This window comes from Corynebacterium nasorum, from assembly GCF_030229765.1.
Taxonomy (GTDB): domain Bacteria; phylum Actinomycetota; class Actinomycetes; order Mycobacteriales; family Mycobacteriaceae; genus Corynebacterium; species Corynebacterium kefirresidentii.
This window is the reverse complement of record NZ_JASPGY010000007.1, coordinates 151275-173237: the sequence shown is the minus strand read 5'-3', so window position 1 is coordinate 173237 and position 21963 is coordinate 151275. Positions and strand designations below refer to the sequence as shown.

20 protein-coding genes are annotated in these 21963 nt (G+C 56.6%); 7 read left to right on the top strand and 13 right to left on the bottom strand.

From position 1 onward, the window contains the following. The first annotated feature begins 28 nt into the window (after positions 1-28). A complete protein-coding gene (locus QP904_RS08870; protein WP_284835914.1) occupies positions 29-1096 on the top strand; it encodes a PDR/VanB family oxidoreductase in 1068 nt (355 codons plus the stop codon). An 11-nt stretch (positions 1097-1107) separates the two neighbouring features. Here the strand turns inward: QP904_RS08870 and QP904_RS08865 are convergent, their stop codons facing one another. The 4 genes from QP904_RS08865 to QP904_RS08850 form a co-directional block, all read right to left on the bottom strand. Continuing rightward, complete coding sequence (locus QP904_RS08865; protein WP_284835913.1) at positions 1108-2031, bottom strand: DMT family transporter; 924 nt, start codon at positions 2029-2031, stop codon at positions 1108-1110. A 167-nt stretch (positions 2032-2198) separates the two neighbouring features. Then, positions 2199-3572 carry an acetyl-CoA carboxylase biotin carboxylase subunit gene (gene accC / locus QP904_RS08860; RefSeq protein ID WP_023021022.1) on the bottom strand — a complete coding sequence of 458 codons (1374 nt, stop codon included), beginning with the start codon at positions 3570-3572 and terminating at the stop codon, positions 2199-2201. 33 nt (positions 3573-3605) lie between these two features. After that, positions 3606-4157: an acetyl-CoA carboxylase biotin carboxyl carrier protein gene (gene accB / locus QP904_RS08855; RefSeq protein ID WP_023021021.1), complete on the bottom strand. Its 552-nt coding sequence runs from the start codon at positions 4155-4157 to the stop codon at positions 3606-3608. Between the two features lie 2 nt (positions 4158-4159). Further along, positions 4160-5719, bottom strand: a complete 1560-nt coding sequence (locus QP904_RS08850; protein ID WP_023021020.1) for a hydroxymethylglutaryl-CoA lyase-like TIM-barrel protein — start codon at positions 5717-5719, stop codon at positions 4160-4162. Between the two features lie 398 nt (positions 5720-6117). Between QP904_RS08850 and QP904_RS08845 the strand changes: the two genes are divergently transcribed. After that, entirely contained in the window at positions 6118-7470 is a 1353-nt protein-coding gene (locus QP904_RS08845; protein ID WP_284835912.1) for an MFS transporter, read from the top strand. A gap of 160 nt (positions 7471-7630) precedes the next feature. Here QP904_RS08845 and QP904_RS08840 read toward each other — a convergent pair whose 3' ends face one another. Next, positions 7631-8272 carry a 3-oxoacid CoA-transferase subunit B gene (locus QP904_RS08840; protein ID WP_284835911.1) on the bottom strand — a complete coding sequence of 214 codons (642 nt, stop codon included), beginning with the start codon at positions 8270-8272 and terminating at the stop codon, positions 7631-7633. Beyond that, positions 8273-9016 carry a CoA transferase subunit A gene (locus tag QP904_RS08835; protein WP_023021017.1) on the bottom strand — a complete coding sequence of 248 codons (744 nt, stop codon included), beginning with the start codon at positions 9014-9016 and terminating at the stop codon, positions 8273-8275. Between the two features lie 115 nt (positions 9017-9131). On the opposite strand from QP904_RS08835, the gene QP904_RS08830 reads away from it, so the two are divergent. Then, the gene (locus QP904_RS08830) at positions 9132-9902 is read left to right on the top strand and encodes an IclR family transcriptional regulator domain-containing protein (RefSeq protein ID WP_284798767.1); all 771 of its coding nucleotides are present in this window, start codon (positions 9132-9134) and stop codon (positions 9900-9902) included. 12 nt (positions 9903-9914) lie between these two features. Beyond that, entirely contained in the window at positions 9915-11132 is a 1218-nt protein-coding gene (locus QP904_RS08825) for an acetyl-CoA C-acetyltransferase (RefSeq protein ID WP_284798766.1), read from the top strand. 55 nt (positions 11133-11187) lie between these two features. Here QP904_RS08825 and QP904_RS08820 read toward each other — a convergent pair whose 3' ends face one another. The 3 genes from QP904_RS08820 to QP904_RS08810 all read right to left on the bottom strand — a co-directional run bounded on the left by QP904_RS08820 (position 11188) and on the right by QP904_RS08810 (position 14439). Continuing rightward, positions 11188-11853, bottom strand: coding sequence for a DUF1707 SHOCT-like domain-containing protein (locus QP904_RS08820; protein ID WP_284835910.1), 666 nt, complete (start codon positions 11851-11853; stop codon positions 11188-11190). A gap of 4 nt (positions 11854-11857) precedes the next feature. Beyond that, positions 11858-13072: a non-hydrolyzing UDP-N-acetylglucosamine 2-epimerase gene (gene wecB / locus QP904_RS08815; protein ID WP_284835909.1), complete on the bottom strand. Its 1215-nt coding sequence runs from the start codon at positions 13070-13072 to the stop codon at positions 11858-11860. 86 nt (positions 13073-13158) lie between these two features. Continuing rightward, entirely contained in the window at positions 13159-14439 is a 1281-nt protein-coding gene (locus QP904_RS08810; RefSeq protein WP_284835908.1) for an acid phosphatase, read from the bottom strand. Positions 14440-14871: 432 nt separating this feature from the next. On the opposite strand from QP904_RS08810, the gene QP904_RS08805 reads away from it, so the two are divergent. After that, complete coding sequence (locus QP904_RS08805; RefSeq protein WP_023021011.1) at positions 14872-15153, top strand: hypothetical protein; 282 nt, start codon at positions 14872-14874, stop codon at positions 15151-15153. A 66-nt stretch (positions 15154-15219) separates the two neighbouring features. On the opposite strand, the gene dnaG is transcribed toward QP904_RS08805, so the two are convergent. Further along, the gene (dnaG, locus tag QP904_RS08800) at positions 15220-17142 is read right to left on the bottom strand and encodes a DNA primase (protein ID WP_200288799.1); all 1923 of its coding nucleotides are present in this window, start codon (positions 17140-17142) and stop codon (positions 15220-15222) included. A 211-nt stretch (positions 17143-17353) separates the two neighbouring features. On the opposite strand from dnaG, the gene QP904_RS08795 reads away from it, so the two are divergent. Then, positions 17354-17815 (top strand): guanyl-specific ribonuclease, encoded by a 462-nt coding sequence (locus tag QP904_RS08795; RefSeq protein WP_248099621.1) that lies wholly within the window; start codon positions 17354-17356, stop codon positions 17813-17815. Between the two features lie 2 nt (positions 17816-17817). Continuing rightward, on the top strand, positions 17818-18051 hold the full coding sequence (locus QP904_RS08790; RefSeq protein ID WP_023021008.1) for a barstar family protein: 234 nt from the start codon (positions 17818-17820) through the stop codon (positions 18049-18051). 150 nt (positions 18052-18201) lie between these two features. On the opposite strand, the gene QP904_RS08785 is transcribed toward QP904_RS08790, so the two are convergent. Genes QP904_RS08785 through QP904_RS11840 form a run of 3 tightly spaced genes read right to left on the bottom strand, consistent with a single transcriptional unit; the run spans position 18202 to position 21877 of the window. After that, a complete protein-coding gene (locus QP904_RS08785; RefSeq protein WP_284835907.1) occupies positions 18202-19494 on the bottom strand; it encodes a deoxyguanosinetriphosphate triphosphohydrolase in 1293 nt (430 codons plus the stop codon). A gap of 50 nt (positions 19495-19544) precedes the next feature. Next, entirely contained in the window at positions 19545-21308 is a 1764-nt protein-coding gene (locus QP904_RS08780) for an FtsX-like permease family protein (RefSeq protein WP_284835906.1), read from the bottom strand. Next, positions 21305-21877, bottom strand: coding sequence for an ABC transporter ATP-binding protein (locus QP904_RS11840; RefSeq protein WP_396130150.1), 573 nt, complete (start codon positions 21875-21877; stop codon positions 21305-21307). The genes QP904_RS08780 and QP904_RS11840 overlap by 4 nt, the downstream gene beginning before the upstream one ends. Positions 21878-21963 lie beyond the last annotated feature (86 nt).

The following is a 21963-nucleotide window of genomic DNA, read 5'->3' as shown; positions in this document are numbered from 1 at the left end:
CCACGCCATTGAGCAGAAAGGGGCCACAATGGACGAAACTTCCTTAAAACACTCTCCGGCACGAGGCACAGCAAAACGGAGCGAAGGTTCGCGGCTGCGGGCCACAGTACAGCAGGTCACCCCAGTCGCTGATGACCTTATGGTGCTGGAATTCTGCTTAAAGGATGGAGAGAAACTCCCCGACTACTCCCCCGGCTGCCACGTAGACGTCACGCTCACCGGGCCAGAAGAAATAGAATTAGTGCGCCAGTACTCCGTTTTTGAAATGCCATCCAAGGAGATCTCCAGTTATAACGCCGGTGCACACTTAACTTACGGCATCGCCGTCAAACGCGAAGAGAATTCGCGAGGTGGTTCCCTTGTCATGATGCAACTTCGCGCGGACGATGAGTTACTTATCTCCCCAGCGCACAATAACTTCGAACTCGTTGACACCGCCAGCTACTATGTGCTCGCCGGCGCCGGTGTTGGTATTGCGCCTATGCTTTCCATGGCCCAATCGCTACAGCGCCAAGGCAAACCCTTCATGGTTCTCTACTTCGCCTCTAGCATTACCCGCGCCGTACTGCTGCCCCAATTGCGCAGCATATGCGGCGATAGTCTCATTGAAGTTTTTGGCTCACCCCGTGCACGGCAAGAAGAAATCTACCGACACCTGTTGTCCCAAGCCCCGCAGGAAACAGTGTTTTATGTATGCGGTCCGCAAGGGTTCATGTCCGGCGCAAAGGAGGTAGTGCTGGACTATCTTCCCCACCAGAATTTCCACTGGGAAAACTTCCACCCTGATATGGAAGCGCTTAGCGGAGAGAAAAATGCCGGTGCAGGCGATTGCGCTTTCGACGTGGAATTTTGTGGGGAAACCGTACACGTTCCAGCCAATGTCACTGTACTCGAGGCACTCGAGGAAGCTGACTTGCCGGTGATGTCACGTTGTTTAGAAGGCACCTGCAGCACCTGCGTTATGAAAGTGATAGAAGGCGAGCCAGATAATCGAGATTCCGTCTTTAATGAACAAATGCATACAGACGGCGCCTTTGCGCCCTGCGTTTCACGGTCACTGGATAGACGCCTGGTGCTCGAGCGCTGGCGCCGCTAAGGCACTACGCTTTAGAGCGAACGCACCATCACGACCCCAATGATGACTAAGGCCAGTCCCACTACGCGGTGAATAGGGGGCAGTCCCCGGCGCGCATGCCCCCAGCCGAGCGACTCTACTACCTGACCGCACACAATTGATCCCACCAGCGATCCAATCACGGTTGTTCCCGTGCCCAAGATGGGAGAAAGCGTAGCCCCGCCAACCACGAAGAGAGCCCCTAGCACTCCACCGGACCACATCCACCATGGACCAGGGGCGGGACGGGTGAAAAGAGCACGCCGCGGACCACGGGGGACAATAGACAGCACTGCAAGCAAAAGCACGCCGACCGCTAGAGAAATCTCGCCGGCGGGAAGGGGGCTTCCCAATGCACGGCCGAGGAAGCCGTTGACAGCAGTTTGGGTTGCTGAGCCCATTCCAATAAGAACCCCAAAAAGCCGCCACAACCACAGCTTCACACCACTGGCTGTGGCGTGCGTAGTAGCGGCACCGCGCCCGATTTCCAATACCAACGCGATTCCCACCAACACCACGGCCACCCCGAGGATGCGCAGCGGGCCGACTCCAACGTGTGGGGAATTAAATATGCCAGTGGTATCGCAAAGCAGGCCCATTGTTACCTGCCCCAAGATAGGCAAGATAACGGTCTCCACGCTGCCGATGCGAGGGAAAAGCAGAATATTTCCCACGATGAAGGAAACTCCCATAAACCCGCCGAGCCACACCCACCAAGGCTGTTGCGCAGCGGTGGCTAAATCCGGAATTAGGTGGCCGGTGAGCGCAAGAGCAATAAGCGCAGAAACGAACAAGCCAATAATAAAGGAAAAGAATCCCGCCACAATTGGGGAGCCAACGCTTTCACGAAACCGCGTATTAATGGCCGTCTGTACCGGCACTATGGCGCCGACCAGCAGGGCGGCAATGACCAACATAGGGCGTCCTTTCTTATAAGCAGCTGGGGGCATCGCCAAGCATGGTTTCTGCCACATTGCACAATGCAGAAACACTGAAAGTGCAGGCCCAGGGTTGTGGGACCTGCACTCTCGGAGTGGCGGCAGCACTGCCATGAGATGGTGCGGGCTAGCTACCAGAAGATTTATTAATCCGCGGGAATGGAGTCAGTGTTCTCCAGTAGCTTGGCCACATAACCGGTATTGAACTCACCGCTGCGGAACTTTTCGCTATCGAGCAACATCGCCTGGAACGGCGCAGTCGTCACCACGCCCTCCACCTCTAACTCATCGATAGCGCGCAGCATTCGAGCGATGGCTTCATCGCGATCTTCTGCCCACACGATAAGTTTGCCGACCATAGAATCATAGAAAGGTGGGATGGTGTAGCCGGTTTCGATGTGGGTATCCATGCGTACACCAAAGCCGCCTGGAACGCGATAGTGTTCGATCTTGCCGGGGCGAGGAGCGAAGTTTTGGTTCGGGTCCTCAGCATTGATGCGGCATTCAATAGCGTGGCCGCGTATCTCAATATCATCCTGCCTGATGGACAACTTCTGTCCGGAGGCAATGCGTAGCTGCTCCTTGATGAGGTCCACGCCGGTGATCATTTCCGTGACCGGGTGCTCGACTTGGATACGGGTATTCATCTCGATGAAGTAGTACTTGTTTTCCGTGTTGTCGAAGACGAACTCGATGGTACCGGCGTTTTTGTATTTAACTTCCTTGCACAGGTTGATGGCAGCTTCCTGCATACCCGCTCGGAGTTCCTCGGTCAGGACCGGGGACGGGCCTTCCTCAATAAGCTTCTGGTTACGGCGCTGGGAGGTACAGTCACGCTCTCCCAAGGCCACGACGTTCTCTCCATCCGAAAGCACCTGAATCTCAATATGCCTAATATCGGTGAGATAGCGCTCGATGTACACCGAGGGATCGTTGAACGCCGATTCGGCCTCATTCATGATCTCATTGAGATCTTTTTCCAGCGTGTCCTCGGATTCAACCACACGCATGCCACGACCACCGCCGCCGGCTGCCGCCTTAATAAGCAGCGGGAAGCCCGTATTTCGGGCAACTTCCATTGCCTCATCAATTTCGGTGACTACGCCATCGGAGCCGGGCACAGTAGGCACGCCGGCGGCTTGCGCGATGCGCTTTGCCTCGATCTTATCTCCCATCAAACCAATGTGTTCGGCAGAGGGGCCGACAAAGCCGATGTTTTCTTCTTCTACCATTCGTACAAAGTCAGGCTTTTCAGATAGGAATCCGTAGCCGGGGTGAATGGCGTCGGCCTTAAAAGCCATTGCTGCAGAAAGGATGAGCTCGGGGCTGTTATAGCTTTTCGCGGCGTTGGCTGGGCCGATGCAAACGGCCTTATCAGCTAGTTTAACGGGCAAGGAATCCTTATCACCCTCAGAGTAGACGAGGATGGATTTTATCCCCAGCTCCTTGCAGGCGCGGATAACACGCAATGCGATCTCACCGCGGTTGGCAATCAGAACGCTATTTAAGAGATCTGACATGTTTTCCTCCAGATCGGTGTGTGGGAACGGGGTTTACTTTGGTTCGATGATCATTAGTGGCTGGCCGTGCTCAACGGCATCCTCGTTATCCACGAGGATTTCCTTGACAGTTCCGGCAAACTTGGCCTCAATATTGTTCATCAGCTTCATAACCTCGACGATGCACAGCACCTGTCCTACCTCGACCTCATCGCCAACTTTGACGAATGGGTCCGCGCCCGGCTTCGGGGAAGCATAGTAGGTACCGACCATAGGAGCGGTGACGGTCTCGCCCTCTGCTGCCGGAGCTCCGGAAGCCTTTGGCTCCTCCTGAGCAGCGGGTTCTTGTGCAGCGGGAGCTGGTGCAGGCTCCGCTTGGGCCGGCGCCTGCTGTACGGGAGCTTGCTCTGCTGGGGATGCGGATGGAGCAGCTGCAGGCGCGGCAGCTGGTGCCGGAGCCGGGGCTGGGCGGTCGAGGCCGCCAGGCGTGCGGGACATGGCGAGTTCGATGTCGCCATACTTGATCTGCAGCTCCTGGATATCATCGGAAAGGTTGGCCCACTTCAGGAGGGCCTTCAGATCCTGCAGGTTGGTGGTATCAGTCATGATTACTTTTCTCCTTTAGTGAGGTTAATTTCCAGGTCAGAGGTCTTGAGGTGGAAGTCGGTGGTATCGGAAGAGTTGTAGATTTGCTGGACGAGGGAGGTCAAGACGCCTCCTTTGACGCCTTCGCCCTCGCCGGCGCGGCCCTCAGCTACGAAGCGCTTCATTTCATCGACTTGGCTGCCGGCGAACATAACGCGCAAAAGCAGGGTGTCGATGTCCTCGTCCGGATGCGCCTCTTTCAGGCCCGGCAGTACCGGCTTGAGTTCTGGGATTTCCTCGGTGATTTCGGAGGAACCGTTGGCCAGGATCTTTTCCAATACCTCTGGGTCCAGCGGGGCCAGAGGTTCACCGTAGTAACCCAGGGCATACTTCTTAATCTCATTTGGGACCACGGAGTAGCGCTCACCAGTCATCACATTCATGACGGCCTGTGTACCCACGAACTGGGCAAATGGCGTAATCATGATGGGGTATGCCAGCTCTTCTCGCACGCGAGCCACCTCATAGAGAAGCTCCTCAAATCGGTCTCCTAGGCCCGCAGTTTCCAGCTGAGATTCGAAGTTCGTCAGCATGCCGCCTGGCAGCTGGTGCATGTAGTGGAGGCCGTCGAAAGCACGCGGCACCCCCACCGGCTTATCCTCAGTATCGGCGATTTCTTGGATCCGGTCGCTGGCAGAGGCGATGCGATCATCGTCAACGTTGACGGTATAGCCGAGCGCCCGCAGATCTCGTACCAAGGCCTGGGTCGCAGGCTGACCGGGGCCGTTGGCAAGCGGAGCGATGGAGGTGTGAATGGAATCCACGCCCAACTCCGCGCCAAAGAGATAGGTCAATGGGGACAAGCCGGTCAGGGAGTGGGTGTGTACCTCCAGCGGGATATCTTCTCCAATGGAACTGCGGATAGCCGGGATAAGGGTTCTCATGCGGTCCGGAGTGAGCAATCCGCCGGCGTCCTTCAGCATGATGCGGTCGACGTCGGTGCGTTCAAGCAGCTCCTCCGCCTTTTGCTTGTAGAGCTCATCGGTGTGCACTGGGCTAAGGCAGTAGGACAGCGCACCAAAGGTCTCAGCGCCAAGTTCCTTGGCAAGCTTGAGGCCCTTGTCAATGTTGTCGATGTCATTGAGCCCATCAAAAGAACCAATGACACGGAAGCCGTTGGCATAAAGGCGTTCAGTCCAGTTAAGGATGGCATCATCCGGCAGGAAGTCAAAGGATGCTAGATTCTTGGAGCGAATCAGCGCGCGGAACTTAGTACCGGGGGCGGCATGCTCGTGGACGAGGCGCACACGTTCCCACGGATCCTCTTTGAGATACCGCACGGCCACGTCGAACTGAATGGGGGCAACTAGGTCAACGTGCTCGAACCCGGCATTGGTGATGTCATCCAGCAGAGAAAGGATGTGTTCCGTGGTCATGCGGGTGGCCCAGATACTCTGGTGCGCATCGCGCAGGGTGGTATCGATGATCTTTATTTCACGCTCGCTATCGGCTGGGCGTCCGCCCGCGGCCATGACTTCGGCGAGGCTTTCTGTGCTCAATTCCTCGGGACTAAGAGCAGTCATAAATCCCTCCTTAGGGTGTGGCTCCGACAAGACTCGGGTGGCTTAGGACTCATACCTTTCCGTCCGTGTCATATGTCACACGCTACACCAGTGTCCACCACTGTGAACCTAAAACTTTTACCTAAGGAGGGCTTTCCCGCCGTTATCCAAGCTCAGAAACGCTAGACATTTACCCAACTACCCCCAAGTGGGGTCACAATGCGCACCCAAGTTCACAATGCGAACCATAAATCTAACCACAGGTTGTCCCCGAAAGGGGTTCATCACGTGCAGTTTCTCACGCGGTAAACAACATCAATAGCGTCAGACGATCTCAATACTTTGGATCCTCGCCGCCCATTTGTGTGATCTAGGTAATATTTTTCCCAACCGTCCCGGTCCCACTACAAGGAGAACTCATGACATCCACCACCAAACCGACATCGCCACCAGATACCGAATCCGGCAAAAACGCAGCTTCTACCACCGACATCAAATCCCTAGGAGCCAGCCTTACCGGGCAAATCCTAGAGTGGTATGAGTGGAGCTCCTATGCAGTCTTTGCCCCATTCATTGCCACCGCAATGTTCAATAAGGGCGACTCCACCTCCGCCCTTTTAGCTACCTTCGGCGTTTTTGCCGTTGGTTTCCTGGTGCGTCCACTCGGAGGAATCGTCTTCGGCCGCGTAGCAGATAAGCGCGGCCGAAAATCCGTACTTATGATGACCATCATCATGATGGCCATCGCCTCCGCGATCATCGGAGTCATGCCCACCTATGAGCAGATCGGCATTTGGTCCTCTGTGGGTCTTTTGGTGATCCGTATCCTGCAGGGCTTCGCCCACGGCGGTGAATCAGCTGCCGCCAATAGCTATATCCCAGAAATCGCCCCCAACGCCCACCGCGGTAAATGGGGCTCTATGGTCTACGTTTCCATTTTCGGTGGCTCCGTCATCGCCTACGTGCTCGGCGGCCTAATCTCCCTCGTACTCAATGATGAACAACTTGCCTCATGGGGTTGGCGCATCCCCTTCTTCCTCTGCGCGCTCTCTGCCTGTGTAGCGCTATACCTACGCCGCCACATGAAAGAGTCTGATCACTTCAAGGAAATTGACAGTTCCGAGCCCAGCGTAGACACCCCAGCGCGCAAGGAGCGCGCAGCAATCCCTCAATCTGCCTCCGCTACTCGTCCGGCTTGGATCAATATCCTGCTCGTTATCGGCATGGTCTCCGGCGTTACTTCAGCGCACTACACGTGGACCTCCTACGTTTCTACCTATGCCATTAGCCACGAAGGAATGACCACACAAGGCGCGTACTGGGTCACGGTGGTTGCTCAAGTTGCTGGCCTTATCGCTCTACCGCTGTGGGGCAGTCTCTCGGACAAGATTGGGCGCAAACCCGTCATCTATATCTGCGCGGTAGGTATGGCCGTTTTGCAAATCCCACTCATGGCGTTGATCGATTCCCGTCCGTGGACCCTGCTCGTCGCTTCTACTGTAGGCGTGATTATCGTCGCCGCCGGTGGTGCGCTGCTATCTTCCATCATGTCCGAGGTCTTCCCTACCGCCCAGCGCACGCATAGTATCGGTCTTGCATACTCCCTCTCTGTAGCTGTCTTTGGCGGAACCGCGCCCTATATCTACCAGTGGTTTGTCGCGCACGATCTGGCGTGGGCCTCTGGCTTTTATGTCATCGCCCTATGCGTCCTCACCATCATTAGCATGTACATTCTCCCTGAAACCAAGGGTGTAGACCTACGCGATGTCTAACTAGTACCTCTCTCATTCCCACCTAGGGCTGGGCCGAAGCATGAATCATTTCGGCCCAGCCTTTAGCTAATTCAGCACCAAAGAACCCCACTCATTAGAAATGAAAAAGAAAGCCCGCCTTCCGGGTGCTAGAAGGCGGGCTTTCGGGAACAGTTCAGGACTAAGACAGGTCCAGCGTGAATGGGGCATCAGTAACCTCGCGGATGGAGTCCTCAGTCTCGCCCTCAGCCATCTGAACTAAGGTCAGACCTTCTAACTCATCAACCTCGAAGACGGCGCGGTCCGTAATAATAAGATCCACGCAGCGCGCGCCGGTGAGCGGCAGTTGGCATTCTGAAAGGATTTTGGACTTGCCATGTTTGGACACGTGCTGCATCATCACCACGATGCGTTTGGCGCCATGAACCAAATCCATGGCACCGCCCATACCTTTGACCATCTTGCCCGGAATCATCCAATTGGCAAGGTCTCCGAATTGGGATACTTCCATGGCACCAAGTACCGCTACGTCGATAGCGCGTGATCGAATCATTCCAAAGGATTCCGAAGAAGAAAAGAATGAAGCTCCGGGAGCAGCAGTGATGGTCTCTTTGCCAGCATTGATAAGTTCCGGGTCCACCTTATCTTCGGCCGGGTACGGACCTACGCCCAAGATGCCATTTTCAGAATGAAGCACCACTTCGAGGCCCTCTGGTAGGAATCCAGGAATCAACGTTGGCATGCCAATTCCTAGGTTGACGTAGTCGCCGTTTTTCAATTCCTGTGCGGTCCGAGCCGCCATTTCTTCACGTGACCAGGTCATTTACTTGCTCACCGTCCTAAATTCGATTCCAGTTTCTTGCTTTCCCACTTCTACGACGCGATCGACGTAGATGCCCGGCACGTCAACCTCGGCCGGAGGAATCGCCTCCACCAATTCTTCTGCCTGCACAATGGTGATATCAGCGCAACGAGCGGCATCCGGGTTAAAGTTCTGCGCAGTCTTGGCAAAAGCTAGGTTGCCGTATCGATCTGCGCGAGCGGCATGAACGAAGGCAAAATCAGGGGTCAGTGCCTCCTCCAGCACGTAGAGCTCGCCGTTAAACTCACGAGTTTCCTTCGGCTTAGAAGTCTGCGCTATGGACCCATCCGGGTTATAGCGGGTGGGGATATCCCCTTCCGCAAGCGGGGTTCCCACGCCGGCCTTGGTATAGAAGGCGGGAATGCCAGCACCGCCGGCACGCATACGCTCTGCCAACGTTCCCTGCGGGGTAAATTCCACAGTCAGTTCTCCTTCGAGATACTGGCGGGCGTATTCCTTATTCGTTCCGAGATAGGAACCAATAGAGCGGGAAATGCGATGATCTTTAAGCAAGAGCCCGAGCCCGAAATCGTCGGTACCAAGATTATTGGAAATGATGGTGAGGTCTCCAGAGCCGAGTTCACGCAGAGCATCAATTAGACGCGCCGGAATTCCCACGAGCCCGAATCCGCCCACCGCAATGGAAGCGCCGTCTGGAATATCTGCTACGGCATTTTCTACTGAGTCGATGACTTTATCTAACATGGCTTCAGCCTACGTGTGGTTCATATATTGCACAAGGGTTCACAGTGCGAACACTTTTGGATACAATTACGAGACGTAGGCCACTTCATCAATTTTTAGAATCGGAGACCACACCTTGAACGACACCCCCACGGTGCAGTCACTCGCCCGCGGATTAGCCGTTTTGCACTCTTTTAATGGCGAGCGCCCACGCCAGACTCTGGCCCAGGTTGCCGAGGTCACAGGGCTAGCACGTGCCACTGCACGTCGTTTTTTGCACACCTTGGTAACGGAGGGGTACGCGCGCACGGATGGCTCTGAGTTTTGGCTTACCCCCCGGGTTTTGGAACTGGGCTATTCCTACCTATCGAGTTTGGGTCTTCCCGATATTGCCCAGCCCCATTTGAGGGAGTTATCCACCAAACTCGATGAATCCTGCTCTGTCAGTGTGTTGGATAGGGACACCGTGGTTTATATTGCCCGCGCCGCTGCACACCGCATCATGGCCACCAATATCACCATCGGCACCCGCTTTCCCGCGCACGCGACCTCAATGGGACAGGTACTGTTAGCGGATCTCACTCCATCGCAGTTGGACGAATTCCTAGAAACGGCGTCGCTGGAGAAAGTCACCCCTCACACGCTCACCGCACCCGCGGATCTTCGGGCGCGCCTAGCGGAGATCCGGAAACGCGGTTGGGTCATCGTAGACCAAGAGCTGGAGAAGGGCCTGCGTTCCATTGCAGTTCCTATTCGCGATGGTTCGGGCCGCACTGCTGCAGCCATCAATGTCTCAACCCAAACATCCGTCTATTCCACTGAGGATCTCACCACGCGCATCCTGCCGGAGCTCATCGCAACCTGCAAGGCAATCTCCCATGACCTTGCCACCACCGAACTTTCTTAAAGGAGAATTATCATGCACACCCGCGACGTAGTCCTTTGCTACCCCAAGCGCACCCCTGTCGGCCGTTATGGTGGCGCGCTAAAGTCCGTCCCCGTCCAAGAATTAGCTAGCCTCGTGGTCAAGACCATTGTGGAAGAGTCCGGTATCGACCCCACCAAAATCGATGACGTCATCTTGGGCCAAGGCTCCCCTAATGGTGCCGCACCCGCTTTGGGCCGCGTGGCTGCCTTAGATGCTGGCCTGCCCACCACCGTGCCGGGTATGCAGCTCGATCGCCGCTGCGGATCGGGTCTGCAGGCCATTATTACCGCAGGTGCCCACATTGCTACTGGCGCTGCCGATGTCATCATCGCCGGCGGCGCGGAGTCTATGTCCCGCACCGAATACACCGTTGATGCGGATGTACGCTGGGGAGCAAAGGGAGGAAATATGATCTTTCGCGATCGCCTCCAAGAAGCCCGCGAGGCCGCCGGCGGAAAGCACCACCCGATTGCCGGCGGCATGATTGAGACCGCCGAAAATCTCCGCCGCGAATACTCCATCGAGCGCGTCGCCCAAGACGAGCTCGCTGCACGTTCCCACCGCAATGCCGCCGCTGCACAGGAACAATCGCTTTTCGACGCCGAAATCATCCCCGTCACCGTCCCCCAGCGCAAGGGGGAGCCTATCGTCGTAGACAAGGATGAACATGTCCGCCCAGATTCCAGTACAGACAAGCTATCTAAACTGCTCGCGGTCATGCGCAAGGAGGACGAAGAGGCAACGGTTACCGCCGGTAATGCCTCGGGCCAAAACGATGGTGCCGCGGCCGTCCTAGTGACTACCCGTGAAAAAGCCGAGGAGCTGGGTCTTACCCCAATGGTCACGCTCAAGGGATGGGCCCTAGCCGGCGTGGATCCGGAACGCATGGGTATCGGCCCGGTGGAGGCTTCCCGCAAGGTTATGGATCGCCTCGGCATCACCTTCGATGATCTTGACCTCATTGAGCTCAATGAGGCCTTTGCCGCCCAAGCGCTGGCTGTACTCAAAGAATGGGACATTTCGGCAGATGATCCGCGCTTCAACCCGCACGGTTCTGGCATTTCGCTCGGCCATCCCGTGGGTGCTACCGGTGCCCGCATCGTCGTCACCGCCGCGCATCACCTTCACCGCACCGGCGGTAAGCTCGCGCTGGTTACCATGTGTATTGGAGGCGGACAAGGTCTAGCAGCGATCATCGAGGCCGACTAAGCACTGGCCCACGCTCATTAGTGCAAGTGGTTGCTTGCACTACAATCGCGCTTGGTTACTCGCCGTAGCGGCGCCCCACGTGAACGTCTACGCCGCCGAAGAGGCTATAGCAGTTCACAATAATTTCTGGCGCGTCTACCGGGAGGTCATTCGGATGGATGGCGCCGTTCTCTACCTTGAGGTCATGTCCGCCAAAGAGTCCAACGCCGCTGACGTGGACGCGGAAGCCTTCGGGAATATAAACATCGACGCCACCAAAGGCGCCCGCCGCGTTGATGGTGGTAGTACGACTGTGCAGGGCGACGCCCGTGAGATCGATGTCCACGCCACCGAAAAAGCCCAACGCCGTCAGAGAACGAGCTACTGCCCCGCCGCTGACAGTAGACCCGCCGAAGATCCCCACCGCAAGGGAGCGGGTCTCCTGCACGCTCGGCTGCACCTGGCGGATAGCCTGCTCCACCTTGGCGATGGCTTTGGATTCTTGCTGGCCCGCATAGGCCTTTCCGATTTTTCGTTCCTGCCTAAAAAGGAGAACTTCTGGGTCCTCTACAAGGTCAGCCAGCGGCTCGATGAGCTCAGCGCGAGTCGTTGCATTAACGCAGGCGGCCGAGCGTTTTTCAAAATCATCGAGGTCAATCTGCCCTGCCGAAAGCGCATCTCCTAAAATGTCTGCAGCTTTCATGCGCTCTCGGTGGTTACAGCGGATATCCAGCGGTTTCATACCTTTAATATATCCGCTTTCTCCGGCAGGCGCGCGAGTTATTCCTCGCCTTGGGCCCCTTAGAGGAACCTGCCTCCGGCAGAAAATCCTCTACGCGCTCGCCTACCCCGGTCAACTCTGCGATAGCCGCAATAGCGCGCTGCGCGCCCTTGCCGTCACCATAAGGATTGACGGCGTTGGCCATGGCGTCAAATGCGGCGGCGTCGGAAAGCAAAAGCTTTGCCTCTGCCACAATGAGCTCGCGATTAGTGCCCACCAGCTTAACCGTGCCGGCGACCACGGCTTCGGGGCGCTCGGTGTTTTGGCGCATGACTAGCACTGGCTTGCCCAATGCTGGTGCCTCCTCCTGGACTCCGCCGGAGTCAGTCAAGATGATGGTGGCACGGTTTTGTAGCTGCGTGAACTGGTCATAAGGCAGCGGATCCGTGATGATGATATTTGGCAGGTGCTCGACCTCCGGCAGGACCACCTGGCGCACCTTGGGGTTGAGGTGCAGCGGCAATGCGAAGTTAATCTCCGGATAGGCTTCTGCCAAGTCCTTAACTGCACCACCGATTTCCTTCATCGCCTCAAGGTTCTCGCGGCGGTGGGTGGTAACTACGACAAGCCGCTTATCGGACTCTGCGGCTTCCTGCAGGGCAGGGTCTGCGAACTTCGTGTCCCACGATGCTGCTTCCAGCAGAGCGTCAATGACGGTATTACCGGTGACCACAATGTCCTTGGAACGCACATTCTCGCGGCGCAGGTTCTCCATCGAGCCTGCGGTTGGAGCCAGATGCAGCTCGGCTACCTGGCCAATGAGCTTACGGTTAGCTTCTTCTGGGAACGGCGAGTGGATATCGCCGGTACGCAAACCGGCTTCGAGGTGAACGATCTTGACCCCGCGATGGAAACCGGCAAGTGCTGCAGCCATAGCCGTAGAGGTATCGCCCTGGGAGATAATGACGTCCGGCTTTTCTTCTTCAATGATGGAATCCAGACCCGCAATTGCGCGGGAGACAAGCTCATTGAGTCCCTGGCCCGGCTTCATAAGCCCCAAATCATGCTTCGGGGTAATGCCAAACATGGTGTTGACCTGCTCCAGCATCTCCTTGTGCTGGCCAGTAGAAACCGGAATGGATTCAAAGCGCTCATCTTTATCCAGCGCCTTAACGACGGGGGCGACCTTAATGGCCTCCGGCCGGGTGCCGTAAACGGTCATTATCTTGGGCTTAGTCACTAATCTTTTCCTTTAGAGTGACGGAGATATTTCTAAATTGAACCATGTGCGGGAGAGCTGTACCCCCGCTCAGGTATTGGAGCGTTCTAGCCGCTGACGCTCACGCCGCCGTCTGGGGCGATGGTCACCCTGGCCGCCATGGCGCGGGCTAGATCGAGACGCTGCCACGAGCCTCCCTCTGCTTGCCAATCCAATGGGTTGCCGGCTGGACGCGCGGTCTGGCGCAGCACCTCGGCGCGCTGATACCAGGTCAGCTCTGGGTGGGACGCTGCTAGCAGCACTGGAGCGGCCTGCGGGACGACCATCGGGGCGTCGGTTCGGTAGCGCGGGGCGAAGTCATAGTCCATGAATGTGGAGTATTGTTCTACCGCATCCGCCGTGGACCGATAGTCGGTGCCCTCTTCCCTATCCTGGGCCACCAGTTCTTCTACCGTCTTGCCGGTGCGCCACTTAATTTCTTGGCGCACTTCCATCGAGGCTTCCCATAGGGCATGGCGCATGCGCTTATCGTTGAGGCGATCTGCCGCGGCGGCCTGGCCGGTCATGCGCCCACCGATGACATCCAGCGGGTAATGCACGCCGAGGACCACCCGGTGGTTGCCGGCCTCAGCGCCGCGCAGCATGAGTTGTGGGCCTACCTCTGGCAGCATGAAAGCCATCAGCGTGGTAATCCAGGTTGCCTGATTGGTATGGCCCGAAGGGAAGGCTGGCGAAGTGGGATAAAGATCCTTGGAGCCATCGTCATAGCGCTTAATCGCCTGCGGCGCGCGCTGGTACGGGCGTTGATAGTTGAAGTAGTACTTCTCCGACATCGTGGAATTGGCCAGTCCGCCTGCGCGGGCCGCATAGCCATTTCCTAGGAGGTATTCGGTCTTGGGCAGGCGGTGCTCGGCCAAGGCAGCGCGGAAGGCATCGCCTAGGTTCTTGCCCATCGAGTCAGAAACGGCGTTGAGCACGCTCGTCGAGCTGGCCTTGGCATCGGCCTGCGCGCGGCGGATCAAAGCGGGGTCACCGGCTGCGGCGTTATTGATGGCCACGGCCTTGTCCATATTTTCTTGGCGGATTTCTGGCTGAGCCTTGATGTGATCAAAAAGCTGGACTACCTGCCAGTAGTTGCCAAATTGATAAGAGGAAACATCGGATTCAAAGCCCGCGATATAGTCCGTGCTAAACGGCTCTGGAACCGGGGCACCGGGGTGCTGGACCGGAGGAGCGCCGGTGGTCTGCTGGGTAACAGGCTCGCGGAGCTGTGGCACGGCCACGGGGAGGGCGGCGCTGGCAGCCGGTGCCAGCGTTATGGTCAGTCCGGTGGCCGCGCACAAGGCGAGTGCGCGAACTGCCGGGCGGAGTTTATTCCGATAGTTCAACGTGGAAACCTTTCACTAGTAACGAATTCCCACGCATAATATCTAGCTAAAGTTACAAAAAGGTGAACGTGACGCTAAACCCGCATGCACAAAGCTGGGACGGTGACTACACCTTCCCGGTACTATCTAGCAATCCTCGGACCAAGCTGAAGCTTTCTGCGTAGTAGCAACACCGGTGTTCTGGTTACTCGATTCTGCCGAAATACTCGCGGTAAATAGCGCGGCCAGCGCTACTGCTGAGGCCGCGGCCGAGTCCCTACGCGCGTTTATGTCCACCTCTTTAAACTAGCGCGAATTCCTGTTTATGAAAAGAGCTGTCCTACAGCAAATCGAGCTTTACCCCTTAACGGTGGCTAGCAGCGAGCGACGGGCCTTCGCGGTAGGCTAGTGGAGAACTTTTACTCGTACTGGAATAAGGGGACACGCTAAATAATGATCCAATTCGTCTTCGGCGCCGCAGCAGGATACGTTTTTGGCACCAAAGCAGGCCGCAAGCGCTACCACCAGATCAAGGGCGCCTACGAGAAGGCCATCAACTCCCCCGTAACCAAATCTGCCGTCACTTCTGCGCGCAAGGCAGTAGCCAACCGCTTGGATCCGGAACCGCGCATGCGGGAGGTTCGCGATCTATCTTCCAAGCGCAAGGGCAAAGGCCGGCTGCGCGGTTCCCAAGTAGACAACGCGGACCGCATTTATGAACCTGATGAGGACTAAATTAGTTTCAGCCTCTTCCCTCCCCTCGCTGCGCACCTGAATCGGTGACATGGCGAGGGGATATTTTTAACCTTGGGGAGGCGTGCCGCGGAAGGCGCGGTCATTGAGCTCGCGACGGGCTTGCTCTAAAGCGACGAGGTCAGCAAAAAGCGAGTTATAGCTAGCCTCATCATCAGAGGGACGCATGCGGCCAAGACGAGCCTTCAGCTGGGCAATTTGATCTCCCACCACGGTTTCTTGCAGGCGGGAAAGCACGGAGTCAGCGTATTTTTCGGGGCCGACGTCGGTTGGCAAAATGGCCTCTACGGCAAGCTCCGAGACGAAGTTGCGGCCGGTGAGATCCTGCATTTCCCCGGCCACCGCGGCGATCCATTCCACGGCCGGCATGGTGGCGCCCTGAGCTGCGCCGCCCACGGTAGAGATGGCTTGGCGCACGAGGCGGTAGGCGTCGTTGGTATAGGCGTCGGCAGTAATGCCATCGAAGTACGAGCCTGCCACCTGCGGCATCTGCAAGGCCAGCTTGAGGGCCTCGCGCTGAGGCCACAGGTGGGTCTCCTTCGGGCTCGGCGGATGGATCATCGGCACGTCCTGCTGTGCCGGCTGCTGCTTCGCATTGTCGAAGCGACGAATGGTGGGCTTTTCGGCTTTCTTGGGCTTGCGTGCCTCCGCGCGCACCTGCCGGAGAACCTCTTCCGGATCCGGCCAGCCCACCCAACCTGCTAGACGCCGGGCATATTCACGCTGCAAAGGTTGATCACGGATCTGTGCGACCACGGGTACCGCGCGGCGCAGGGCCTGCAGGCGCCCCTCGGCGCTGTCAATGCTGTATTCCGCGATGACGGACTGGATAACGAACTCGAACATGGGGATGCGGTCCGCGATGAGCTCGCGCACGGCGGCATCGCCTTTGTGCAGACGCAGATCGCACGGATCCATGCCGTCGGGCGCTACGGAGACAAAGGATTGACCGGTGAACTTTTGCTCGCCGTCAAAGGCGCGCATGGCGGCCTTCTGCCCTGCCTCATCGCCGTCAAAGGTATAGATGAGCTCGCCATTGAAGTAGGAATCATCCAGCATGAGTCGGCGCAGCACCTGCAGGTGCTCGCCGCCAAAGGCGGTACCACAGGAAGCAACAGCGGTCTTGACGCCTGCGGCATACATGGCCATGACATCCGTGTAGCCTTCTACCACCACGGCTTGGTGGTTTTCGGCGATATTGCGCTTGGCCAAATCGAGGCCAAAGAGCACCTTGGACTTGCGGTAGAGCATGGTCTCAGAGGTGTTCATGTACTTGCCGAGCTTGTCGTCGTCGAAAAGCTTGCGGGCGCCAAAGCCAATGACGTTGCCGGAAAGGTCCTTAATCGGCCACAGCAAACGCCGATGGAAGCGGTCGATGGGACCACGCTTGCCCATCTTGGAAATGCCAGCTGCTTCCAGCTCTTCAAAGGAAAAGCCTAGGCGCAGCAGGTGTTTGGTAGCCGTATCCCATCCCTCTGGGGCATAGCCGCACTCGAAGTCATAGATGACCTCGCGGGAAAAGCCGCGATCCAGCAGGAAATCGCGGGCTGTAGCCGCTTGTGGGGTCTCCAACTGCTGGCGGTAAAACTCGTGGGCGGCCTTATTGGCAGCGATGAGGCGCTGCCGCGTGCCCGGCTTCTCATTGCGCGCGCCCGTAGAACCGCCCTGGTAGTTGATGTGATAGCCGATCTTCTGCGCTACCGCTTCAACCGCTTCTGGGAAGGAGACCTGCTCCATTTCCATCAGGAAGCTGAATACATCGCCACCCTTGCCGGTGGAAAAGCAGTGGTAGTAGCCGCGCTGCGGGCGCACGTGAAAGGACGGAGTCTTTTCATCCTTGAAGGGGCTAAGGCCCTTAAGCGAATCGTGCCCGGCGGGCTTGAGCTGCACGTACTCGCCGACGATTTCTTCTAAAGGCGCGCGTTCACGGATAGCTTGGATATCGCTGTCCGGAATTCTGCCTTTTGCCATGCGTACAGACTACCCCGCGCGTGGTGGGAATGTTCAAATAGCTAGGGCAGGATGGTGACGTTGAACAGGGTTCACAGTTTGGACGCAAATTACCCTCTGTTGGGGTACTTTCCACATACTGTTACCTACCCCCGTGACGGGGCAATTTTTGACCTCGCCATTGTCTCGGGCCAATTTCCACTTTTAGCGCCGCACCTGCAACAATAAAGGTATGCCCAAGTCCAAAGCGTCCAAGAAATCGCTCCCCGTTGCCCTCGGCGGCCTTGCGCTCGCCGTCGTGGCAGGCTACTTCGGCTTCGATCTCGGCGGCGATGGTGATTCCGCTGCTTCCTCCACTTCTGAGTCGACCCAAGCGGCCGCGACTGGCGACGCCGATACCTGCACGATGTCTTCCCTACCCGCCGAGGCCAAAGACACTGCAGACGATATCTTGGCCGGTGGCCCCTACGACTACCCGGATAATGACAACGCCCGCTTTGGCAATTACGAGGGCCGGCTGCCCCAGCAGGACAAGAATTACTACCGCGAATACACGGTAGAAACCCCCGGCAGACACAACCGCGGTGCCCGCCGCATCATCACCGGTGGCGGCAGCGAGACCGACCCAGACGTGTGGTACTACACCGACGACCACTATGAAAGCTTCTGTTCTATCCCGGACGCAGAGGAGTAATCATGCGACGCATCCTCATTACTGAACACATCCGCACTCGCGCGGACTTCTTTAACGCACTCGGCCGCACCCGCGGCTGCGAAGACTGCGGCCCGCGCAACCTCGATGACCTAGCGGATTTCCTACGCGAGCAGCGCACCAGCGTCATCGTTGCCTCCAATATGGATATCGAAGGCGAGGACCTAGCGGCGGTAGCTAGCGTGCTCGAGGACCAAGGTGTCGCGTTGGTGCGCTAGCGACTCGGGCCCTGGGGTTGGAGCTGAGGCGTTAGGTCCATAGATATGAGGCCGAATTGAGGGTTTTGAGCTCTCAATTCGGCCTTTTCGCGCTCAGATCGGCCTGATGACTCTCGACCTAACTCTAGCGCGGTGGTGGGCAAGCCAGGTTTAGCTGAGGAACCCAGACAGCTCCGCACTCCGGCGGGCCAAGCGCTCGAGGCGAGACTCGGTCATAGACGCAATTTGGTCAATGATGGCGCGGTCGCGGGCGGCGTCAGTTTCGGCTTGCTCCCACCACAGCCGGAAGGTGGCATCGAGGGAGCCAGGGGCGCCGGCGACGAGGTAATCGTAGACACGGTAGATGCGCTCGCGTTGGCGGTCTTGGCGGGCTAAGTGGGCGGGCTCGTCCATGACGTAGAGGACCGCGATGGTTTTAAGCAGCTTGACCTCGGCCTCGGCTTGCTTGGGCACAATGAGGTCACCGTGCATGCGGCCAAGGGTATTGGAGGAGATGAGCTCGGCATTGGCTTCGCTGGTGGCGCCGACGGTCGCACCGACATAGCGGCCTACGAGCTCAGAGGTCATCTTCTTCAAGTTGGCATAGTCGCGCAAGGAGTAATCAAAATCGCCGATGGCGTTGATGACGCTTAAGTTGCGCAGGCTATCGGCCGCCTCCAAGAGCTCATCGGCGGTGCCGCCAAAGGCTTTAGCGCCCTTTTCTGCCAGCTGGGCTAGCTCAACTAGGTCCCACAGAACATTGAGGGAGATGCGCCGGGAAATAATGCCGTCTTCCACATCATGCACGGAGTAGGCGATGTCATCGGACCAGTCCATGACCTGAGCTTCGATGCATTTGCGATTATCGCTATGGCCCTCACGCAGCCACTCGAGCAGATCCGCGTCCTCGTCATAAGCACCGTATTTGCGGTTGGCGCTGCCATCGGGATTGGTTTTGGTCCAGGGGTATTTGCAGGCACCGTCGAGGGCGGCGCGGGTGAGGTTGAGGCCGAAGCTGCGCGGCACGCCGCTGGCATCGTCCACGATGATCTTGGGCTCTAGGCGGGTGAGGATGCGCAGGGTCTGCGCGTTTCCTTCAAAGCCGTTGAGGGCGACCTCATTGAGTGCGTTTTCGCCATTGTGCCCGTAGGGCGGGTGGCCGATGTCATGGGTCAGCCCTGCCATGTCGCACAGATCAGGATCGAGTCCAAGTCCAGCACCGATGCTCCGCGCAATTTGGCCCACCTCCAGCGAGTGGGTCAGACGGGTGCGTGGAGTATCGCCATCGCGCGGCCCGACGACCTGAGTTTTATCGGCCAGACGCCGCAAGGCTGCCGAGTGCAGCACGCGGGCGCGGTCACGGGCAAAGACGCCGCGATGTTCTTCCACGGTATGGAAGGCTGAGCCCTTCGGCTTTTCATCGGCCAGGCGGGCGAAGTCGGCGGCGGAATAAGAATAGGACACGACCCAAGCATATTCCGTGAACTGGCCTTTTGGGTGAGCAACGTGGCCGCCTAGTTTTTAGCAGGCCGCGGGCCTTTCACAAAGTTGCTGCCCACCGCTGCCAGGCCCACAACCACCACCAAGAAAAGTATGAGTCCAAACGGGACAGCCGGAAAGTGCAGTACAAGTTTATGCGCTATATAAGAATGCATATATGTGCCCAGTAGAGCGGCTGTTCCTAGCGATAAGGCCAAAGCAAAAGCCGAAGGCAAACAATTAGCCAATTTCCTGTTCCGGTGCGCTTCAGCAACTGAGACGCCTTGTTCCCAAATGGTTTTAGTGAAGCGGATAAGCCGACCTTGTTGTGCTAAGGCCAGTCCGAAGATGAGAACTGCTCCCCCAACAATCACGTAGGCGAACAACGGAATAAATTCGCTTGTACCAGTACCGTTTGGACCGTAAAGCAACGTTGAAGGTAGGTTTTCAGCCCATTGCTGAGCACCTATAACCTCTATCGCTTGACTGTCGCTCAATTCCACTTGCTTCGAAAAAATGGCTACAGCATAACCTTCATCTTTCCTTTCGCCTGCTCTCCAAGAAGGATCTGCTTCAGAACTAAAGGTTTTATCCCATGGCCGCATCCACGTTTGGTCGAACGGCGATCGGGGTTCCGTCTCAACTACCTCTCGGTCATTAACCAAGGAACTTACTGTTCCGTCCCGATCTTCTACCAGCGCAAAGACAGCGCCTTCTTCCATGGTAGAAGGCTGGAGCTCTTCCGAGTCTTGGACAGCAGGCACCCAGCTAAGAACTCCTAGGCAATCTGCGGCGTGATCCTGACAAATGTTTTGGGCAGCGGATGTACTGATAGTTTGTCCATCCTGCGGCGACCCTACATACACGTTCTTCACATTGTCAGCTAATTCTTCTCTTGCTGAGTAGAGTGCCGAATCATTCGCAATAAAAAGAATGATGGGAAACAAGATAAAAATACAAGAGACCCGCAATATGGTGGTGGCGATAAAAGATCGCGCATATCGGACTCCCAAAATTGGAGGATTCCATCCCCTAAACTTGAGGGAGAGATATTCGGCGATATATAAGACAACCGCGTAGACAAATACAGAGGCGGCACTCACCAAGAAGGGCACGCAGTAGACGAAAATAAACGGCCACCTACTAGATGGTTCCGCTTGGGGCATCGCCACAAATCCCACTAGCAATACAACACAGGCTGCTATCCCCAGCGGATATCGAAGGAGTTCTGCAGCCCGCGGATTCCTTGGAGTTGGATCTATGCGAGTTGGGCCTTGGCTCAAATCCTCCAAAACTCTCGTTTCCTGTTGGAAAGGAACGAAGCTCAGACAAACGATAGCGCACCATGAGATCACAGCGACGAGTAGTGGTGAAGGGAGTCCTTGAGGAAGATCAATGCCAAAACCCGAATACAGAACCAGGAAGATTGGCTTCATCAGCACTGGAACCAGAATTGCGCTAACTATTGAAAAGAAAAAATAAACCGTAAGTAGCTCAAGGAATAGCACTCGGCGAATTCGTTTTAATGTTAACCCAAATAAACGAAGCGCCTCATAGTGGTGGCGCCTCCCCTCCACCACATGCCTAAAGCAGTATTTGAGCGCCAGAGCAAAGGGAATGATCGATATGAAAGCCGAATACATCAGCCCCATGGACATAGATTCGGCTACCTTGTCCGCCGCTACTGTGGAGACTAACAGACAGACAAAGAAGAAGAGCACAAACGAGGTAGCTAGTAACGGGATACTCTCCACAAAAGTGCTCTTACGGATCCTCGCTTCCACAGCGCGAAACTTCATTGGTTTACCCCGATTTCCAAAACCTGATCACAAAACTGCGCTAAACGATCATCGTGAGAAACTACCAAGGCGATTGCGTGGTTTCTTACTATGTAATTATGCAGATATCGCAACACTGAATATGTGTTGTCCTCATCCAAGGCACTCGTCGGTTCGTCTGCGAAAACGAGTTGGGGCTTTTTGGACATTGCCGTTGCTATGGCCGCGCGTTGGCGTTGTCCCCCTGAAAGCTCGTGCGGTAGAGAGGCTCCGTATTCACTCATATTGAGTTGAGCTAGCAAAGAGCTATTAGCGTCCGAGTCCGCAGTGGCTCCGCTTAGCCCTTGTGCGAAGGAAAGGTTTTCGTCGATTGTCAAACAGGGCACTACGCCGGAATCTTGAAACACTATTCCCATCGATTTAGCTCGAAGCCTATCTCTATTTCGAGCAGAAGAGCTCCATAAATCATGTCCGAAAATACTGACGGTTCCTGATGTTGGCTTCTGGAGTCCAGAGATAACGCGAAGCAGCGTGGATTTGCCGGACCCAGAGGCGCCTCGAATCCAAGTGAGGGTACCTGGCTCATGCACAGAGTCGATAGAGAATAGCGGGCTACTTTTCCTGCTTAGCTTTACAGACAGGTTCTCCAGTTTTAACACGCTTTCCTCCTGAGGCT

What these genes read in the sequence shown, in the direction of transcription:
- QP904_RS08820 (WP_284835910.1), bottom strand. Translation starts at nt 11,853, where the DNA reads ATGAAACCGCTGGATATCCGCTGTAACCACCGAGAGCGCATGAAAGCT.
- QP904_RS08825 (WP_284798766.1), top strand. Translation starts at nt 9,915, where the DNA reads ATGCACACCCGCGACGTAGTCCTTTGCTACCCCAAGCGCACCCCTGTC.
- QP904_RS08870 (WP_284835914.1), top strand. Translation starts at nt 29, where the DNA reads ATGGACGAAACTTCCTTAAAACACTCTCCGGCACGAGGCACAGCAAAA.
- QP904_RS08850 (WP_023021020.1), bottom strand. Translation starts at nt 5,719, where the DNA reads ATGACTGCTCTTAGTCCCGAGGAATTGAGCACAGAAAGCCTCGCCGAA.
- QP904_RS08790 (WP_023021008.1), top strand. Translation starts at nt 17,818, where the DNA reads ATGCGACGCATCCTCATTACTGAACACATCCGCACTCGCGCGGACTTC.
- QP904_RS08865 (WP_284835913.1), bottom strand. Translation starts at nt 2,031, where the DNA reads ATGTTGGTCATTGCCGCCCTGCTGGTCGGCGCCATAGTGCCGGTACAG.
- QP904_RS08835 (WP_023021017.1), bottom strand. Translation starts at nt 9,016, where the DNA reads ATGTTAGATAAAGTCATCGACTCAGTAGAAAATGCCGTAGCAGATATT.
- dnaG (WP_200288799.1), bottom strand. Translation starts at nt 17,142, where the DNA reads ATGGCAAAAGGCAGAATTCCGGACAGCGATATCCAAGCTATCCGTGAA.
- QP904_RS08840 (WP_284835911.1), bottom strand. Translation starts at nt 8,272, where the DNA reads ATGACCTGGTCACGTGAAGAAATGGCGGCTCGGACCGCACAGGAATTG.
- QP904_RS08780 (WP_284835906.1), bottom strand. Translation starts at nt 21,308, where the DNA reads ATGAAGTTTCGCGCTGTGGAAGCGAGGATCCGTAAGAGCACTTTTGTG.
- accB (WP_023021021.1), bottom strand. Translation starts at nt 4,157, where the DNA reads ATGACTGATACCACCAACCTGCAGGATCTGAAGGCCCTCCTGAAGTGG.
- accC (WP_023021022.1), bottom strand. Translation starts at nt 3,572, where the DNA reads ATGTCAGATCTCTTAAATAGCGTTCTGATTGCCAACCGCGGTGAGATC.
- QP904_RS08805 (WP_023021011.1), top strand. Translation starts at nt 14,872, where the DNA reads ATGATCCAATTCGTCTTCGGCGCCGCAGCAGGATACGTTTTTGGCACC.
- QP904_RS08845 (WP_284835912.1), top strand. Translation starts at nt 6,118, where the DNA reads ATGACATCCACCACCAAACCGACATCGCCACCAGATACCGAATCCGGC.
- QP904_RS08795 (WP_248099621.1), top strand. Translation starts at nt 17,354, where the DNA reads ATGCCCAAGTCCAAAGCGTCCAAGAAATCGCTCCCCGTTGCCCTCGGC.